14 protein-coding genes and 1 pseudogene are annotated in these 19,733 nt (G+C 41.0%); 6 read left to right on the top strand and 9 right to left on the bottom strand.

All coding sequences use genetic code 11. The annotated features are described in order from the left end of the window. Nucleotides 1–123: 123 nt before the first annotated feature. On the top strand, nucleotides 124–333 hold the full coding sequence (locus tag PGX00_RS05315; RefSeq protein ID WP_272133505.1) for a VF530 family protein: 210 nt from the start codon (nucleotides 124–126) through the stop codon (nucleotides 331–333). A gap of 72 nt (nucleotides 334–405) precedes the next feature. Here PGX00_RS05315 and fusA read toward each other — a convergent pair whose 3' ends face one another. Together fusA and radA are read right to left on the bottom strand one after the other, a co-directional pair. Beyond that, nucleotides 406–2,496, bottom strand: a complete 2,091-nt coding sequence (gene fusA / locus PGX00_RS05310) for an elongation factor G (RefSeq protein WP_272133503.1) — start codon at nucleotides 2,494–2,496, stop codon at nucleotides 406–408. 190 nt (nucleotides 2,497–2,686) lie between these two features. After that, on the bottom strand, nucleotides 2,687–4,063 hold the full coding sequence (gene radA / locus PGX00_RS05305; protein ID WP_272133501.1) for a DNA repair protein RadA: 1,377 nt from the start codon (nucleotides 4,061–4,063) through the stop codon (nucleotides 2,687–2,689). A 136-nt stretch (nucleotides 4,064–4,199) separates the two neighbouring features. Between radA and PGX00_RS05300 the strand changes: the two are divergent. Then, nucleotides 4,200–6,535 (top strand): annotated as a pseudogene (locus PGX00_RS05300) (PilZ domain-containing protein). Nucleotides 6,536–6,593: 58 nt separating this feature from the next. Here the strand turns inward: PGX00_RS05300 and serB are convergent. Beyond that, nucleotides 6,594–7,577 carry a phosphoserine phosphatase gene (gene serB, locus PGX00_RS05295; RefSeq protein WP_272137939.1) on the bottom strand — a complete coding sequence of 328 codons (984 nt, stop codon included), beginning with the start codon at nucleotides 7,575–7,577 and terminating at the stop codon, nucleotides 6,594–6,596. 85 nt (nucleotides 7,578–7,662) lie between these two features. On the opposite strand from serB, the gene PGX00_RS05290 reads away from it, so the two are divergent. After that, a complete protein-coding gene (locus tag PGX00_RS05290; RefSeq protein WP_272133500.1) occupies nucleotides 7,663–8,271 on the top strand; it encodes a YtjB family periplasmic protein in 609 nt (202 codons plus the stop codon). A gap of 95 nt (nucleotides 8,272–8,366) precedes the next feature. Here the strand turns inward: PGX00_RS05290 and deoD are convergent, their stop codons facing one another. The 6 genes from deoD to PGX00_RS05260 form a co-directional block, all read right to left on the bottom strand. Further along, nucleotides 8,367–9,086 (bottom strand): purine-nucleoside phosphorylase, encoded by a 720-nt coding sequence (gene deoD, locus PGX00_RS05285; protein WP_272133499.1) that lies wholly within the window; start codon nucleotides 9,084–9,086, stop codon nucleotides 8,367–8,369. A 96-nt stretch (nucleotides 9,087–9,182) separates the two neighbouring features. Further along, nucleotides 9,183–10,424: a phosphopentomutase gene (locus tag PGX00_RS05280; protein ID WP_272133497.1), complete on the bottom strand. Its 1,242-nt coding sequence runs from the start codon at nucleotides 10,422–10,424 to the stop codon at nucleotides 9,183–9,185. Nucleotides 10,425–10,464: 40 nt separating this feature from the next. After that, nucleotides 10,465–11,796, bottom strand: coding sequence for a thymidine phosphorylase (deoA, locus tag PGX00_RS05275; protein ID WP_272133496.1), 1,332 nt, complete (start codon nucleotides 11,794–11,796; stop codon nucleotides 10,465–10,467). Between the two features lie 93 nt (nucleotides 11,797–11,889). Continuing rightward, the gene (gene deoC / locus PGX00_RS05270; protein WP_272133494.1) at nucleotides 11,890–12,666 is read right to left on the bottom strand and encodes a deoxyribose-phosphate aldolase; all 777 of its coding nucleotides are present in this window, start codon (nucleotides 12,664–12,666) and stop codon (nucleotides 11,890–11,892) included. A 537-nt stretch (nucleotides 12,667–13,203) separates the two neighbouring features. Further along, entirely contained in the window at nucleotides 13,204–14,475 is a 1,272-nt protein-coding gene (locus PGX00_RS05265) for a NupC/NupG family nucleoside CNT transporter (RefSeq protein ID WP_272133493.1), read from the bottom strand. 202 nt (nucleotides 14,476–14,677) lie between these two features. Beyond that, nucleotides 14,678–15,601 (bottom strand): TatD family hydrolase, encoded by a 924-nt coding sequence (locus tag PGX00_RS05260; protein WP_272133491.1) that lies wholly within the window; start codon nucleotides 15,599–15,601, stop codon nucleotides 14,678–14,680. A 349-nt stretch (nucleotides 15,602–15,950) separates the two neighbouring features. Here PGX00_RS05260 and PGX00_RS05255 point away from each other — a divergent pair, with 349 nt between their 5' ends. The 3 genes from PGX00_RS05255 to PGX00_RS05245 all read left to right on the top strand — a co-directional run bounded on the left by PGX00_RS05255 (nucleotide 15,951) and on the right by PGX00_RS05245 (nucleotide 19,733). Then, the gene (locus tag PGX00_RS05255; protein WP_272133489.1) at nucleotides 15,951–16,949 is read left to right on the top strand and encodes a BMP family lipoprotein; all 999 of its coding nucleotides are present in this window, start codon (nucleotides 15,951–15,953) and stop codon (nucleotides 16,947–16,949) included. Between the two features lie 103 nt (nucleotides 16,950–17,052). Further along, nucleotides 17,053–18,621, top strand: a complete 1,569-nt coding sequence (locus tag PGX00_RS05250; RefSeq protein ID WP_272133488.1) for an ABC transporter ATP-binding protein — start codon at nucleotides 17,053–17,055, stop codon at nucleotides 18,619–18,621. Beyond that, nucleotides 18,621–19,733 (top strand): ABC transporter permease, encoded by a 1,113-nt coding sequence (locus PGX00_RS05245; protein WP_272133486.1) that lies wholly within the window; start codon nucleotides 18,621–18,623, stop codon nucleotides 19,731–19,733. Before PGX00_RS05250 ends, PGX00_RS05245 begins: the two co-directional genes overlap by 1 nt.

Raw genomic sequence — 19,733 nt, 5'->3', positions numbered from 1 at the left:
AACAACGTTAAACCTTCTACAAACTAACACCATATCCTCTGAGTGTTCAATTTCCTTTTTCAAGTTATCTTTCGATAGCAGATATAACGTATAATAACGGCAAAATTATCTGATAGGTACATTATGACTCAACTCAACAACCCACTTCATGGGGTTAAACTTGAAAAACTGCTCACTGATCTGGTCGAACATTATGGCTGGGAAGAATTGAGCCATATGGTAAACATAAATTGTTTTAAAAAAGACCCTAGTATTAAATCTAGCTTAAAGTTTTTACGTAAAACTGAGTGGGCAAGAACAAAAGTTGAAGGCCTTTGGCTTGATATGCAATAACGTTAAATTTAGCGAATAAAAAAACCCGAAAGCGCAAACTTTCGGGTTTTTTGTTAATTCAGAAAAAAGAAATTATTTCTTATCTTTCTCTTTTTCTTCTTTAACTTTTGCAATTACTGCTTCAGCAACGCTATTCGGACATGGTGAATAGTTAGCGAACTCCATAGAGAACTGACCACGACCAGAAGTAATTGTACGTAGGTGACCGATATAACCAAACATTTCTGAAAGAGGAACGTCTGCTTTAATACGAACACCAGTAACGCCAGCTTGCTGATCTTTGATCATGCCACGACGACGGTTAAGGTCACCGATAACATCACCAACGTGATCGTCTGGAGTAAACACGTCAACGTTCATGATTGGTTCAAGAAGTTGCGCACCAGCTTTAGGCATAGATTGACGGAATGCGCCTTTCGCTGCAATTTCAAATGCGATTGCAGATGAATCCACTGCGTGGAAGCCACCATCAAATAGTTCTACTTCAACGTCTAGTGTTGGGAAGCCAGCAAGAACACCGTTTTCCATCATACCAGCAAAGCCTTTTTCTACTGCAGGCCAGAATTCTTTAGGTACGTTACCACCAACAACTGTTGATTTGAACGAGAAGCCTGAACCAGCTTCACCTGGTTTGATACGGTAGTCAATTTTACCGAACTGACCAGAACCACCAGACTGTTTCTTATGCGTGTAGCTATCTTCAATTGCTTGAGTGATAGTTTCACGGTAAGCAACTTGAGGAGCACCAACTGTTAAGTCAACGCCGTAAGTACGCTTAAGAATGTCTACCTTAATGTCTAGGTGAAGTTCACCCATACCTTTTAGGATAGTTTCGCCAGTCTCTTCGTCTGTCTCAACTTGGAATGAAGGATCTTCTGCAACCATTTTACCAATTGCGATACCCATTTTCTCAGAACCACCTTTATCTTTAGGTGATACAGCAATCGAGATTACTGGAGTTGGGAAAACCATTGGCTCAAGTGTTACTGGGTGCTTAGGATCACAAAGAGTGTGACCAGTTTGCACGTTCTTCATACCAACAATCGCGATGATATCACCAGCTTGTGCGCTAGTTAGTTCATTACGGTCATCTGCTTGCATCTCAACCATACGGCCAACACGTTCTGTCTTACCAGTGAACGAGTTAAGAATGGTGTCGCCTTTGTTCAATTTACCAGAGTAAATACGAACGAAAGTTAGTGCACCAAAGCGGTCATCCATGATTTTGAATGCAAGTGCTTTAAATGTTTCGTCTGCAGAAACGATAGCGTAATCGCCAGTTTCTTCGCCTTCTTCATCCATAAGAGGTTGAGGATCAACTTCAGTTGGAGAAGGTAGGTAGTCAACAACAGCGTCAAGAACGATTTGAACGCCCTTGTTCTTAAATGCTGAACCACAGAACGTAGGGAAGAATGCAAGATCACGAGTACCTTTACGGATACAACGCTTGATATCTTCGATAGAAGGTTCTTCACCTTCCATGTACGCTTCCATTAGGTCGTCGTCTTGCTCTACAGCAGTCTCGATTAGCTCTTCACGGTACGTTTCAACGTCATCAACCATATCTGCTGGGATGTCTTGAATTTCGTAGTTTTCAGGAAGACCAGTGTCATCCCAAACGTATGCTTTGCGAGTTAGTAGGTCTACAACACCAACGAAGTCATCTTCGCGGCCGATAGGTAGAACCATTACAAGTGGCGTAGCGCCTAGAACTTTCTTAACTTGGCCTACAACGTTAAAGAAATCTGCACCCATACGGTCCAGTTTGTTAACGAAGATCAAACGAGATACTTCAGATTCGTTAGCATAACGCCAGTTAGTTTCTGATTGTGGTTCAACACCACCAGAACCACAGAACACACCGATGCCGCCATCAAGTACTTTAAGAGAACGGTAAACTTCTACTGTGAAGTCAACGTGTCCAGGAGTATCGATAACGTTTAGACGGTGATCGTTCCAGAAACAGCTTACTGCCGCTGACTGAATGGTAATACCACGTTCAGCTTCCTGATCCATGAAGTCAGTTGTAGATTCGCCATCATGAACTTCACCAGTCTTATGAATTTGACCAGTCAGTTTAAGGATACGCTCAGTTGTAGTAGTTTTACCCGCATCAACGTGCGCGAAAATACCAATATTTCTGTATTTTGATAAATCAGTCATTGTCTTACTCTGTTAATAAGGTATAAAAATGCGCGCAGAGTATACCACAATCCCTCAGGACTGATACCCTAACGTGCGTTGGTTCTGTAAAAAAAGTGGCTCATCTTACCACGTAGATCCAATTGTGGTTAGAAATTATTTGCTGTAAAGCAGAGAATTCACTTTTATGACACATGTGTTCTATTAAACACTAAATCTCGTCAAACGCATCTATTGCTTCAGATAATTTTTTCACACCGTGAATCTGCATACCTGCAATACCTTCTTTAGGCATGTTAGCGGAGGGAACTATCGCTTTTTTAAATCCATGTTTAAAAGCTTCCATTAACCTTTCTTGCCCGCTTGGCACAGGGCGAATTTCACCAGCTAGCCCAACTTCTCCAAAAACCACAACATCTTTTGGCAATGGCCTATCTCTAAAACTGGACAACAATGACATTATCAACGCTAAATCCGCACTTGTTTCTGTCACTTTTACACCTCCGACAACATTCACAAACACATCTTGGTCTGCCATCTGCAATCCACCGTGTTTATGAAGCACTGCAAGCAGCAACGACAGTCGGTTTTGGTCTAAACCGACTGCGACTCTTCTTGGGTTTGCTTGTTGGGAATAGTCAACTAAAGCTTGTATCTCTACGAGAAGTGGGCGAGTGCCTTCCCATACAACCATAACCGAGCTACCAGATGTCTCTTCTTCACCACGAGAAAGAAAAATTGCTGAAGGGTTAGTGACTTCTTTCAACCCCTGTCCCGTCATAGCAAACACACCAAGTTCATTGATAGCGCCAAAACGGTTTTTGTTACTTCGCAATGTTCGAAAACGACTGTCCGTTCCACCATCAAACAGAATAGAACAATCAATAATGTGCTCTAACACTTTTGGACCAGCCAATGACCCATCTTTTGTCACATGCCCAACTATGAATACCGCAACATTATTCTGTTTTGCATAACGAGTTAACGTTGTGGCTGATTCCCGGACTTGGGCAACACTGCCTGGGGAAGATTGAACATCAGAAACGTGCATTACCTGAATAGAATCGATAACCATAATTCGAGGCTGCTCTTTCTCTGCAACTTGACAGATTTTGTCTACATTGGTCTCAGAGAGCATTTTTAGGTGGTCTTTTGGTAAACCAAGACGAGAAGCCCGCATTGCTACTTGCTGGAGAGACTCTTCTCCTGTCACATATAACGTCGGCATTTGTGAAGACAGTCGGCACATCGTTTGCAAAAGCAATGTGGATTTCCCTGCTCCTGGGCTACCACCAATCAAAATTGCCGCACCAGGAACGACACCGCCACCTAACACTCTATCAAGTTCTTTGAAGCCACTTGTAAAACGAGGGACTTCTTGTAGATCAATTTCTGACAACACTTGTACAGTGGATTCTACCGCACCAGCATAGCCCACTAACCTTTCGTTTCTTGCCACTTGAGGGGAAGCAGCAAGACGTACCTCTGTTATTGTGTTCCAAGCCCCACATGCATTACATTGCCCTTGCCATCTAGGGAAATCAGCTCCACAATCGTTACAAACGTAGGCTCGTTTTACTTTTGCCATGAATCCTCAATAAGTTATAGCTAATCAGTTAGTGGGAAATCTACGTACTTTACGTAGAAATTAATAAATTAAAGTAAATCGTTAATTAGCCGATAGTTACTTAATATACTCAACAGAACACACTCTATCAGAAAAAATGCAGCAATCTGAAATACTCTCTTTAGTAGAAAGATTAATTCCAGTTTATGGTGCTCCAGATTTTAATATCGTATTAGAGCAACTAACACACGGTGAGCCTGCGTCAGCAAAAGTCATCGCAAAAATGGAATTAAATCGCCTGATGGCCCCTTGTACTAAGTCAATTGACTTAAGAGGGAGAGTTCAGGGTGAGTGTAGAAAATACAAACTAGATGGGCGTACCCATTGGTTAGATGATGTTGCAATTAACTCATACCACAAAAAGATCAAGCGTTTTGGCAGCTACACCGAAGGCGTCTATGAAGCGATGGTTAACACCAGAAATAACTTTCGTGTAATGCACCAAAATACACAGCTAAACTCCGGAACCGATCTTACCAGTCCAGAAAGCCCGTTTGAAGTGGAACCAATCAAGTTAGGTTTAGTACTTAACAGGCAAGAAAAACGCTTAAAAATGTCTTCACAGGTCAACATTAAACTGAAAAATGGACAGGAAATTCATGCTACCAGTGTTGATTTGTCCAATTCAGGTGTAAAACTCAAGGTACCTAGTGCATTCGACTACAACCTTGGTGAGTCAGTCGGAATGCATTTTGTTCAACTAGAAAAACAGAGCAAACTGAGTGAACTTAGTAAATCTCTCGATTATCGTATCATCGGTATAGAAGAGTGTTATGAAAATGATAGTATCCGATGGCTACGCGCGCTAAGGCTCACCGATAGTAACATCATAGGTAGAGCGATTGATGTCATGTTAAATAGCCACGTAAAGAAAGCCAATCATGATAATCAAGACAAAGTATTACAAGCCAGAACCCATGGCTATGAACACACGTATATCAAATACACTCGCAACCTCCCTCTTTTCTTTTCTGGAACAGAGTTAAAATTTGCTTTGCTTAATGATTTTAATAAAGAGATTTGGGATTATTGGCATGATGAACGCTATCAGCAAACGCTAAGTTCTTTATTTAACACTTCTCGCATGGATGAGCTAACTAAATTTGGTGCAAAGCATTCTAGTAACGTTGTTTATACGTTTGTCCATGAACACCAAGGTAAAGCACTACACTATTCATTAATGCTTCCTGAAGCAAACCGTTCTGAAAGACAACTCTTCTGGCACACAGGTGCGCGCAGGAGCAGTTGGAAAGTATTTCGTATTCATATGTATGAGCTTAGCCCAGAAGAAAAAAACTGCCTCACAAATGAACATACACAGGTAGGTGACGATATAACCCACTTCGGATTGCTGCAGGAGATATCTAACTTCGATTCGGTCAGGGATTATCAACTCACAGAGAAGCCTTCTTTGAATTCAACTATATTGAATAAATTTAGGCATTCTCGAAAAATATCAAGCAATCCTACTGGCATGTACTTTGATGCAACCTCGCGTCGTAAAGAACAACGTTATCAATTTCGCTCTCCTATTGATTTGACTGTTGATGGTCAACTCTCTATCGCCGGAGAAACCGTTAACTTCTCTTCCTGTGGATTATACGTTTCATTATCTCAGCCTTTACTTTGCAAGGTTGGTGATTCCCTAAAGGTTAGCTTAAAAGAACTTCAGCAATATGACCTGTCAGCGCCACTAACACAAATTCCCTACTCTGTTGTGTGTATCAGCCCTGAAGGTTCAAAAATACACCTAGTGCTAGAAGAAAATAGTACTTCAGCGAAGGCTATCAGTTTTCTAAAAAACTCATTACACACAATAAAAACAAATTACAAATAACGGACGAAAACTTACCAAGCATTGATCTCTTACATGCAATGTATGACACAATACTGCCTAGACTAGTGAGCACGCCATTTTATATTTCAAAATTGGATAACGTGCTTCAACCAATCGCCATCGGTCTAAACTACCCACTAGCCCCGCACTTAAAAATTCTACAAAAATTGGGACATAAGAAAGACTTCTCGTTAGAGCCAATTTTTAAAAATAGGAGCGCAAGGTTACTCAAAGAACCAACTCGTCCGGTTCCTGGAGCGATGCCGATTTATCACGATATATATATCGCCGTTATCAAAAACGCCGACGATGTAGTGGCTATATACACAAAACTTTATGAAGAGTTTCCAACCCTCCAGGAGAGGTTGAGGTTTGTTAAGAAATCAAAACAATTAGGGGAGTTTTACGCTTTACGAATTAATGGTGTTCCAGTTGCAAGTGCATCAACAAAAATCTTAATCAAAAAATTAGGTGAATTGGCATCTTCAACCTTTCATCATGCAAGGGCGCTAGAAAAAGAATTTAGTTCAATCGTTGGATTCGGAGAAATTATCGATATTACGGAAGAAGTACTTATTCGATTAGAACTGACTTAATAAGCCTTTCCTTGCCCCAACAATATTAGTCAGGGCAGATAGAACTATTCATACTATCTTAAAAAGTAATTTTACGCTGTTTAGCTAACAGGCCTGATAAAATACACATTACACCACCAAGCCCCGCATACCTTACCGATGTCTGAGCTTGTTGCTCCACTTTAGGCTTTGCATGATAAGCAATACCTAACCCTGCAACGCTCATCATGACAAGATCATTGGCACCATCACCAACCGCGACCGTATTTTGAGAGTTTACGCCATATTCTTTAGCCAACGTCTGAAGAATGTCCGCTTTAGTTTGCGCAGAAACAACGCTCCCAACAACTTCACCGGTTAACTTACCATCCACGATCTCTAGCGTATTCGATTGCGCGTGGTCAAGGTCCAACTCCTGTTTCAAGTAGTCTGAAAAGTAGGTGAAACCGCCGGAAGCAATCGCCGTTTTCCAGCCATAGTCATGCAGGCTAACGATAAGTTGTCTCAAATCTGGCATAAATGGTAATGTGGATCTAACTTGTTCTAATATCGCCTCATCGGCGCCTTTCAATGCAAGCACTCGTTGTCTCAGGCTCTGTTCAAAATCTAATTCGCCTTGCATCGCCCTTTCGGTTACTTCAGATACTTGCTCACCAACACCCGCTAATATTGCAATCTCATCAATACACTCGATTTCTATAGCGGTTGAATCCATATCAAAAACAATAAGCCCCGGCTTAGTTAGATCAGGTACGTTGGTAAGAGATGCATAATCTATACTAAGCTCTTGAAGTATCTTCTCATGGTCACTTGTCAATGAACCGGACATAAGGGCAACTTCGTAATGCCCTACTTTCCAAACATCGAGTACAGCATTATTCGTTCCCGTATAAAAATCAATATCTTCAAAAACACGAGAAGAGAGAGAGTTCGAATAAACTATCCAGTTGGCGTCTTTTTTATCCAAAGGGCTTGAAAACCTGGTTTCAGGTAATCGTTTAATAAGGTTAATCTGCTTTTTTATTGGTAAAGTTTTCACTGCGTCCGTGCCTACTAAATTCAGTTAAGCTAAACGTTACCCTATTGCAATTTCAAAAGGCAAGCGCCAATATGTAATTACTTTAAAAAAGAAAGAATAATGGTTAGATATGAAACACTCTCTTTTCTCTATAAGTCTATTTTTAAAAGGCATAGCCATCATTCTTTTGCTAGTGATGTTTGGTTACATTGCTCAGAATAGTTTTGTGATTAGCAAGGGTAACGAACAGATCCAGTCTCGTCAGTTAGAAACATTAACCAAAGTGTTAGTTTCCCAAGCCTCTCTTTCTGCCAGCGATATGATTACAAACAGTGATCAAGAACGATTACTTAATCTAACCAACCAGTTAGCTAAAGAACGGTTGGTTTTTGACGCAACCATTTATGACTCAGAAGGTATCAAGCTTGCCGCTAGTCAAGATGCAAAATCAACTAGAGAAGTTCTGGGATTAGACACCCCTTTAGAGACATCAAGCATCGGCCGCCTTCAGCTTGTAGAGCCTATATTTCACGATAACAACCTTATCGGATACGTTCGAATGACCTTCGAGAAAGGCATGGTTACAGCGATCTCAGACCACCACTACAGAAACAGTGATCGCTACATGTACATAATGATCATAATGAGCTTCATCAGTGGGATGCTCATTATGTTAATTTTGATAAGAAAGCCGAGGAGTAAACAAGAGAATTTGCTGGTGAAGGAATTAAACTCATAGGGCCAAGCGATACCCATTTTTAAAATAATCGATAAACATAAAAAAAGCTCTGACTTAACCATCAGAGCTTTTTTAGTTTGAACCTTATAGGTTCATTAGTCTTTATCACCCAGTAGAACTGAGTCTAACGCTATTTCCATCATCTCATTGAACGTGGTTGCACGTTCTTCCGACGTGGTTTGTTCACCCGTTTTAATATGATCCGATACAGTACAGATAGCTAATGCTTTTGCGCCATACTCTGCTGCAACACCGTAGATACCAGCCGCTTCCATTTCAACGCCAACGATACCGTACTTATCCATTACATCGAACATATCCGGATCTGGTGTATAGAAAAGTTCAGCTGAGAATAAGTTACCTACTTTAACGTCAATGCCACGAGCTTTTGCTGCTTCTTCTGCAGCCTTCACCATTTTATAGTCTGCTATTGCCGCAAAGTCATGACCTTTGAAACGAATACGGTTAACTTTAGAGTCTGTGCTTGCGCCCATACCAATAACAACATCACGAACCTTGATGTCTTCACTTACTGCGCCACAACTGCCGACACGAATGATCTTCTTAACACCAAAATCTTTTATTAATTCAGTCACATAGATAGAACATGATGGGATACCCATTCCATGACCCATAACTGAGATTTTGCGTCCTTTATAGGTACCCGTGTATCCAAACATGTTGCGAACATCACAAACCTGAACAACGTCGTCTAAAAACGTCTCAGCGATGTACTTTGCACGTAGCGGATCACCCGGCATTAAAACAACATCAGCAAAAGCACCCATTTCAGCATTAATATGTGGAGTGGCCATTAATTTATTCCTTCGTAGTCTTTAGATAGCTCCGGTGCGTTAGATTAATAATTTAACACGCCGTAACTCATAAGTATTAATTGCTAATGAGTTACTCTAACAACTCATTAGCTCTTTGTTACAAAAGCTTTTCCCATAGTCCATATCAGAGGTACCAAAGTACTCTGCTAGGCTCTGGCCAATATCGGCGAAAGTTTCACGTCGACCCAAAGAGCCAGCCGGAATTTTCTTACCATATACGAGAACAGGTATGTGCTCGCGAGTATGGTCACTTCCTGGCCAAGTTGGATCACAACCGTGGTCAGCGGTTAAGATCAAAACATCATCCTCTTCAAGGATCTCAATCATCTCTGGCAAACGCTTGTCAAAATATTCGAGTGCTGCAGCATAACCTGCCACATCACGACGGTGACCATATGATGAATCAAAATCAACAAAGTTTGTGAATACAATCGTATTGTCGCCCGCTTCTTTAACTTGTTCTAGTGAAGCATTAAATAACTCTTCAAGGCCGGTTTTTTTCACTTTCTTCGTAATACCACAGTTCGCATAGATATCGGCTATTTTGCCAATCGATACGACTTCACCACCCTTCTCTTCAACAAGTTTCTGAAGAATAGTGGTTGCTGGTGGCTCAACAGATAAGTCTCGACGATTCCCAGTACGTGCAAATTCACCCGCTTTGGCGCCAATAAATGGTCGTGCTATTACGCGGCCAATATTATAATCTTCTAGCTCTTCACGAACTATTTGGCAAAGCTCTAATAAGTTATCTAAGCCGAACGTTTCTTCATGACAGGCGATTTGGAATACAGAGTCTGCCGAAGTATAAAAAATCGGTTTACCTGATGCCATGTGCTCTTCACCTAAATCATCTAGTACAACCGTGCCTGATGAATGACAGTTTCCTAGGTAGCCGGGTAAATTAGCGCGTTTTACAATCTTGTCCAAAAGTACTTCAGGAAAACTGTTGGTTTTGTCAGAGAAATATCCCCAATCAAACAGCACAGGCACACCAGCTATCTCCCAGTGACCAGATGGTGTATCTTTACCGGAAGATAGCTCTGCAGCATGGCCGTAGGCACCGATAATTTCCGCATTTTCATCCAAACCTTCAGGAAAGCTCCCTGTCGATTCTTTAGACGCTAAGCCAAGTCCCATCTTAGAAAGATTAGGTAAGGTTAATGGCCCTTTGCGGTTTTCATTATCGGCCAACCCTTTTGCACAATGTTCAGCGATATGACCAAGGGTATCAGAACCCACATCACCAAATTTATCAGCATCAGCAGTAGCACCAATACCAAATGAATCTAATACTAAAATAATTGATCTTTTCATTTTACTCTCCATCAGATGAGCTAAGAAATGTGTTTAGCTATCACACATCTTCCGCGCGTATTTGGCGGTAAACATCTGGCGTTGAAATATAAGGTTCACTACCTACTACAATAGCACTCTGTAACGCGGTTGCGGCTTCTTGCCATTGCTCTTCGTTTCGTGCGTGAATAACCGCTAAAGGAGTTTGATCGTTGGCTGTTTCTCCTAAACGAATAAAGCTATCAAAGCCTACAGCATAGTCGATGGTATCCGTTGCGACGCGACGACCTCCGCCCATTCCAACAACGGCCATACCGATAGCACGGGTATCCATAGCTGAAACGACACCACTTTCTTTAGCATAAACTGGCTTAATAATTTCGGCTTTGTCTAAATAGTTGTCGTAGTTTTCGACGAAATCACTTGGACCACCTAGACCCGCTACCATTTTGCCAAAGCGCTCTGCTGCACTACCGTTATCGAGTACCGCTTGTAGCTTGTTACGTGCGTCATCTTCATCTGTTGCCAAATTCGCAAGCACCAGCATTTCAGCACACGATGACATGGTTACTTCAAATAATCGAGGATTTCGATATTCACCAGTTAAGAACCGAACGGCTTCACGCACTTCAACCGCATTTCCTGCAGAAGAAGCAAGAACTTGGTTCATATCCGTTAATATTGCGGTGGTTTTCGTTCCCGCGCCATTAGCTACAGCGACGATAGATTTTGCCAATTCTTCAGATGCTTCATAGGTAGGCATAAAGGCACCGGATCCGACTTTCACATCCATAACTAAAGATTCTAACCCTGCGGCTAATTTCTTCGATAGAATAGAAGCGGTAATCAACGAGATATTGTCTACTGTAGCGGTAATATCGCGAGTGGCATACACGCGCTTATCTGCAGGTGCTAGATCGCCTGTTTGACCAATAATGGCAACGCCAGCATCTTTAGTTACTTGACCAAAGACTTCGTTGGTAGGAGTAATATTATAGCCTGGAATGGATTCAAGCTTGTCCAATGTTCCACCAGTATGACCAAGGCCTCGACCTGAAATCATTGGGACGTACCCACCACATGCAGCCACCATAGGACCAAGCATTAGAGAAGTAACATCACCTACACCACCGGTAGAATGTTTGTCTACAATTGGACCATCAAAGTTCATATGAGCCCAATCAATAACCATACCTGAATCTCGCATTGCACAAGTTAGCGCAATGCGTTCAGGCATAGTCATTTCATTAAAAAATACCGCCATGGCAAAAGCGGCAATTTGACCTTCAGATACCGTATTTTTAGCCACGCCCTGAATGAAGAAATTAATTTCTTCATTGGTCAATACTTCACCATCGCGCTTTTTACGGATAATTTCTTGTGGTAAATACATTAGAGTTGTCCTGCTTTATTATCAATTAAGTAAACGTAGCTCCCAAAGAAAAAATCATTGCAATTAGCTTTCTTTGAGAGCGTTTTCTTCTACTTAGTAAGCGTTTGGATCTGCAACCTCTTGGGTTACCTCTAATGTATTAAGCAAGCTAGTCAATAGGCTTGAAGCACCAAAACGATAGTGCATATTGTCAGCCCAATCCGAACCAAGGATTTCGTCAGCCATTGCTAGGAAAGCGGCTGCATCTTCGGCTGTACGCACGCCACCTGCAGGCTTGAAGCCAACTTTTTCAGCAACACCCATATCGCGAATAACTTTCAACATTATTTCAGCAGCTTCAGGTGTCGCATTCACCGGAACTTTACCAGTCGACGTTTTAATAAAGTTAGCACCCGCTTCAATTGATAGCTCTGACGCACGTTTAATTAGCGCTTCTTCTTTCAGTTCACCGGTTTCGATAATCACTTTAAGTAGAATATCACCACATGCTTCTTTACATTGCTTAACCAGTTCAAAGCCTGTTTTTTCATCACCAGCAATCAGAGTACGGTATGGGAATACTACATCTACTTCGTCTGCACCATAAGCAATAGCAGCTTTGGTTTCAGCTACAGCTATCGCAATATCATCATTGCCATGTGGGAAGTTAGTTACGGTTGCAATGCGAACATCTGGAGTACCTTGTTCACGAAGTGTTTTCTTAGCAATAGGAATAAAACGCGGGTATATACATATTGCAGCGGTATTGCCTACTGCTGTTTTCGCATCATGACAAAGGGCAATCACCTTTTCATCAGTGTCGTCGTCATTTAACGTCGTTAAATCCATAAGTTTAAGTGCACGTAGAGCTGCTGCTTTTAAATCGCTCATTTCTATCTCCGATCAAAATATTCAATTTGTTTACCAAGAAGCGCCATGAATCCAATCAATTATAGTTGGAAGTATGAAATTCGCTTTTTGGTTACGAAATGAACGGACTTGGTTCCCTGAAGACTTAATAGTGATTTCGTTGAATCAATCTATTAATTGCTATCCCTGTCACCGCACAGTACCAATTTGCCTAATGGCACAACAATCTGTGATTGCGGTGTCTATCTAATGTAATACATCGTGTATTACAGACTGGAAACACATGACTTATATGCGCTCTCATTTGTCTGTTTATCTAGCGATATCTGCATCGCAAGATAATACGTTTACCAGATGTATGTATTATAGTCATTTCAACGAAATGTGATAGAGGTTACATTTAACGCAAACGTTTTGTATCTCAAAAAAGTCTCAAAAACGCTAATTAATTCATCTCATACTTAAATCTAGTCTGATTTAAGTAAAAAAACACCGCAGTAATTTCTTACTACGGTGTTAATTCAGCGTTGTCTGTATGTTCTTTATATTGCTACAAACTTAAAATGCAGCAAGAGAGATACAGAAACCAGCAATAGTTGCTGCCATTAAGTTAGACAGTGTACCAGCACAAACCGCTTTGATACCCATGCGAGCAATATCCTGACGACGTCCTGGAGCAATACCACCTAGACCACCTAGTAGAATCGCAATAGAAGACAAGTTAGCGAAACCACATAGTGCGAATGAAATAATCGCTGTTGTTTTCTCAGACATTACTTGACCTGTTGCCGCGACTACTTGAGCGTTTTCACCAACGTAAGGTACAAAGTTAAGGTAAGCAACGAATTCGTTAACAATTGTTTTCTGACCGATGAAAGAACCTGCAAGCGTTGCTTCTTCCCAAGGCACACCGATTAGGAATGCAAGAGGAGCAAAGATCCAACCAAGGATAAGCTCAAGGCTTAATGATTCCATGCCGAACCAACCACCGATACCACCAAGCATACCGTTAATTAGTGCGATAAGACCGATGAAAGCAATAAGCATTGCACCAACGTTAAGAGCAAGTTGCAGACCAGCAGATGCACCACCAGCAGCAGCATCAATAACGTTAGCAGGTTTATCGTCGCCGCCGTCTAAAGCGTCTTGGATATCATCAGCAAATTCTTCAGTTTCAGGTTTGATGATTTTAGCAAACAACAGACCACCAGGTGCAGCCATGAACGATGCCGCTACTAGGTATTCTAGAGGAACACCCATCGATGCATATCCAGCAAGTACACCACCAGCTACAGAGGCTAAACCACCACACATAACTGCAAACAGCTCAGATTGAGTCATTTTAGGAACAAACGGACGAACCACTAAAGGTGCTTCAGTCTGACCTACGAAAATGTTAGCTGCCGCAGACATTGATTCTGCTTGAGAAGTACCAAGGGCTTTTTCTAATGCACCACCCAGAATCTTGATAACCCACTGCATCGCACCGATGTAGTAAAGTACAGAAATGAGTGAAGAGAAAAAGATTAATGTAGGCAATACTTGGAAAGCAAAAATGAAACCAAGACCGTCTACTGAAAAGCTCACTAGGTTACCGAATAGGAAACTAGTACCGCTTTTACCAAAATCGATAACGCTAGCGACACCGCTAGAGAAACCACCGAGTAAATCTCTTCCCCAAGGAACATAAAGTACGAATGCACCTAGTAGGAATTGGATAGCGAAAGCGCCACCCACAGTTCTTATATTAATTGCTTTGCGGTTGTCGGATAGAAGTACTGCGATTGCAATGAGTACTACCATGCCGATTAGGCTCATAAACAGGCTCATGGTTTATGGCTTCCTTATTTAGTTAAGTGGCGTGTGACAAAATTGGTGCTAAAAAGCGAGGCGATTATAAACAGACCCTAGGATAGAAAGTAATATACAAGTCACACTTTTGTACTGCACTCATTAAACATTCACTCAAAAGTGTGACCGCAATCGCATTCCCATCAGTAAACGTTCACTATTGAAACATTTTATTATGTTTTCATTCACAAATTGTATACATTGATTTGCTATTTTTAAAAACCTGATCTGCAATCGTTTGCTTGTCTTCACTTCGAAGCACGTTCAATTCATTTAGTATAATCTTTAGATTTTTAGGGTGGTTATTTTCACCTTGATGACCAAAAATCGGCATATCAGGCGCATCTGTTTCTAACACAATAGAACTAAGTGGTATTTGAGAAATGGTCTGACGAGTTTTAGTCGCTCGAGGATAAGTAATCGATCCCCCAACACCAATAAAGAACCCTAAGTTAATATAATCCATTGCTTGCTGAACACTTCCTGTAAAAGCGTGGATAACGCCCCCACTAAGAATATTATTTTGTCTTAGCATTTTGATACTTTCTTGATGAGCCTTCCTTGAATGGAGTATTAAGGGTAGGTGATATTTATTTGCAAGTTGTATCTGTTTAGCGAGTAGCGTCTTTTGACGCTCTTCAGATTCGCGAGAATGATAAAAATCTAAGCCACACTCTCCTACCGCAACACAGCGACTATTTTTACGAGATAACAACTGATCCAACAAATTTAAGTGTTCATCTAAATGTTGCTCAATAAAGTATGGATGTAGGCCTAAAGAATAAAACATGCCACTATTACAATTACAAATTGACTCTATTCTTTCCCAATTGAATGCCCCACAACCAGGAATGAGAAACATCTCGACTCCAAATTGTTTAGCGATAGAAATTTCTTCATCTATTTTGTCTGAAAATTCATCTCTATCAAAATGGCAATGAGTATCAAAAAGCCTAAAATGAGCTTCACTCATTTTTTTCTCTTTCGATTCAAAAATATCTTCTTTTTTAATCGGCACACAGCAACGTTTTTGCTCTGGAGTTAAACCTAGAGACTTACACCATTCATCGTATCTTTTGAGCGCTTTTTTCAGATAATCCAACATCTATTAGGCACCTTTAACATTCATAACCTTTAAATAATATCAATTAGAGTCTCATAACGAACAATTTTTGCTCTAATTTTTTATAAAATACATCAATATAAAAGAGCAACCTCAGAGCATTCGCCAAAAATATGTGACATAGATCTAATTTTTTATTACTACGATGTCGTATTACCTAGTTTACCTGTGAGCAAAACGCTTTTTTTTGCCAAGCAAACGATAAACTGGCGGGTGATAACTGTTTATGTGTACACACTTGCACAAGACCATCAATACAGTTGCATATAAATATAAATGGCACTCAATTTATTCGTTTTGAGTTTGGGATAAAAATATAGGGATTCATACAGTGAAAAAAACTACTCTTAAGCTAACTGCATTAGCGCTAGCAGTATCTTCATTCAGCGTGTTCGCAGCACCGAAACCAGCAGTTATTTATGATACAGCAGGAAAATTTGACAAATCTTTTAACGAAGCTGTATATCAAAATGGCGTTAAAGTACTAGAAGCTGAAGACGGCATTAAAGTTCGTGAATTTGAGCCACAGAACGAAGCTCAACGTGAACAAGGCCTTCGTCGCTTGGCAAGTCGTGGTTTTAGCCCAATCGTTGCGGTTGGCTTTAACATGGCATCAGCAGTGGAAAAAGTGGCTACTGAGTTCCCAGAGATTAAATTTACTATCATCGATATGGTCGTTGATAAGCCAAACGTTCAATCTATCGTGTTTAAAGAGCATGAAGGTTCTTTCCTTGTTGGTGCTATTGCAGCAAAAGCTTCTAAAACAGGCACAGTAGGCTTCATCGGTGGTATGGATATTCCACTTATCCGTAAATTTGCTTGTGGTTATGAGCAAGGTGCTAAATACGCTAACGCTGACGCAACTGTACTTCAAAACATGACAGGTTCAACACCTGCGGCATTCGCTGACCCTGCAAAAGGCTCAGAGCTTGCTAAATCACAGTTTTCTAAAGATGCTGACGTAATCTATGCTGCTGCTGGCGGTACAGGTTTGGGTGTCTACCAAGCGGCTAAAGATGCTGGTAAATACGCTATAGGTGTTGACTCAAACCAAAACCACCTACAACCTGGCACCATGCTAACCTCTATGGTTAAAAGTGTTGGTGTAGCAGCTAAAGAAACGTGGAGAGCAGACGTTGCTGGCGCTTGGAAACCAGGTATCAAAGCTCTTGGCTTAAAAGAAGGTGGTGTATCTTGGGCTCTCGATGCGAATAACGAAAGCCTAATCACTCCAGAAATCAAAGCTTATGTTGAAGCTCTTGAAGCCGACATCATCTCAGGAAAGATCTCTGTACATGACTACATGTCAGATAATACTTGTAACTACTAATCATAAAGTTATCAGTATTTAGATGATCTTTACGCCGTTGTTTTTAGTTTCGAAACTTTAAGCAACGGCGTACTCATTTTATTTTGCAGTTCAGGAATTCTACGTGACTCAAGATCAAAATTTTGCCATTGAACTAAAGCAGGTAAATAAGCGTTTTGGAGCAGTACATGCCAACCGCGATATTGACCTGAAAGTTCCCGCAGGCACCATTCACGGTATAATCGGTGAAAATGGCGCTGGTAAATCCACTTTAATGAGTATCATATATGGCTTTTACACTGCCGATACTGGCACGATGCTCGTTAATAATAAAGACTACCAACCATCAAATTCTCAAGAAGCGATTAGTGCAGGAATTGGCATGGTTCATCAGCATTTCATGCTGGTCGAAACTTTTACTGTATTAGAAAATATAGTACTCGGTGCTGAAAATGGATGGAAGCTGGAAGATAGCTTAAGCTCTGCTCGCAAAAAACTAATTCAAATCGAAAAAGATTACGGCCTAGAGGTTCCGCTTGATGCCATTGTTGGCGAGCTACCGGTAGGTTTACAACAACGCGTTGAAATTCTAAAAGCATTATATCGTGATGCCAAGATACTTATACTTGACGAACCAACAGGTGTTTTGACTCCACAAGAAGCTGACCACCTTTTCACTATCCTTGATAAGCTTCGTACACAAGGTACTACGGTTATGATCATCACGCACAAATTGCGTGAAGTATTAGCCATCACCGATAACATTTCTGTCATGCGTCAAGGCACTATGGTTGATCACGTCGTGACAGCAGAGACGAATCAAGATCAGTTAGCTGAGCTGATGGTTGGACGTAAGGTTCGCCTTAAAGTAGAAAAGGAACAAGCCGAACCGAAACAGACGCTCATCAAAGTAGATAAGCTCAGCTATTTCGATGACAGTAAAGTTCAAAGAATTAAAGAGATCAGTTTTTCAGTACGAGAAGGTGAAATTGTTGGTATTGCCGGCGTTTCTGGCAACGGTCAATCTGAAATTCTCGGTCTACTGTCCGGTATATTGAAACCAGCATCAGGAAGCATTGAGCTGAACGGCAATAGCGTTACTCCTGAAAATCCAAGTGACCCTCAGCAAGTTCGTGCTATGGGTGTCGGTCATATTCCTGAAGATAGACATAAACAGGGATTAATCAATAAATTTGAAGCACAAGAAGCCTATATTCTTGGTTACCATAATTTACCAAAATACAATAAAGGGCTACTTCAAAACAAAGAAACCATCAAAACACTTTGTCAATCTAGTATGGACAAGTGGGATGTTCGTCCTAATGATGTCACTCTTAAGACAGCTAATTTTTCTGGTGGTAACCAACAAAAACTCGTCATTGCGAGAGAAATGGAAGAGAACCCAAATGTTCTACTGGTTGGGCAACCAACTCGTGGGGTCGATATTGGTGCGATAGAATATATACATAAACAGATCATAGCGAGTCGTGATGAAGGTAAAGCCGTTTTACTCGTATCCGTAGAGTTAGACGAGATCTTAAGTTTGGCTGATCGAATCATTGTGGTTTTCGACGGCAGCATCGTTGGTGAAGTCCAAGCAGACCAAGCTGATGAAAAAACATTAGGACTCATGATGGCAAACATTATGCCTGATCATCTTAAAGACAACGCACAAACTCAAGGAGACGCATAATGAGCCAAGTTAAGGTTCCTGCTTGGGTAACCGTAGCATTGTTACCCGCAGTTAATGTATTAGTCGCTTTTTTAGTTTCAGCATTGTTATTTATATATATTGATATAAATCCAATAGACGCTGCAAAAGTCATGTGGACAGGCGCGTTTGGTTACGCAGAAGGTTTTGGCTATACACTGTATTACGCTACTGGTTTTATTTTTACTGGATTAGCCGTTTCTGTCGCATTCCACGCTGGGTTATTTAACATTGGTGGTGAAGGGCAAGCATACATAGGAGGCCTGGGTGTTGGACTCGTTTGCCTTACTCTTGGTGAATATGCCCCATGGTATATCGTATTTCCTATCGCCATCATAGCAGGTGGTCTATTTGGTGCTGCCTGGGCATTTATACCTGCTTACCTTCAAGCCAAAAGAGGTTCACATATCGTAATTACTACGATCATGTTCAACTTCATTGCTGCTTCTTTAATGGCTTACCTTTTGGTAGACGTACTTAAACCAGACAACACCATGGCAACAGAAAGTCGTGTCTTTGCAGTAAGCAGTTGGTTGCCAAAGATGCACGAAATGCTTTCTGTTTTTGGTATTGAAATGGCGGCAAGTCCACTGAATTTAAGTTTCTTCTTTGCATTATTCTGCTGTCTTTTTGTCTGGTTATTTATCTGGCATTCGCGCTGGGGATATGAAATTCGCTCTGTAGGTGCGAACCCTTCAGCAGCAGGATACGCAGGGATCAATTACATTAAAATCGTAGTCCTCACCATGATTATTTCAGGTATGTTGGCGGGATTTTTCGGCTTGAACGTATTGCAAGGTGAACTGCATCAAATAAAACTGAACTTTGTAGAAGGTTTTGGTTTCACCGGTATTGCCGTCGCGTTGATGGGACGTAATCACCCTATTGGTGTGCTTCTAGCAAGTTTACTTTTTGGCTTTTTATATCAAGGTGGAGCAGAGCTCAGTTTTGAATACGGTGTAGACCGAAATATTGTTGTGGTACTTCAAGGGTTGGTGATTTTGTTCTCTGGTGCTTTAGAACATATGTTTAGACCAACTTTAGAACGCACATACCTAAGACTGTTTGCTAAATCTGAAAACGGAGCGGCTTAA

The sequence above is a fragment of the Vibrio algarum genome (assembly GCF_028204155.1).
GTDB lineage: Bacteria > Pseudomonadota > Gammaproteobacteria > Enterobacterales > Vibrionaceae > Vibrio > Vibrio algarum.
Note: the sequence above shows the minus strand (reverse complement) of the source record. Positions and strands in the feature narration are given on the sequence as shown.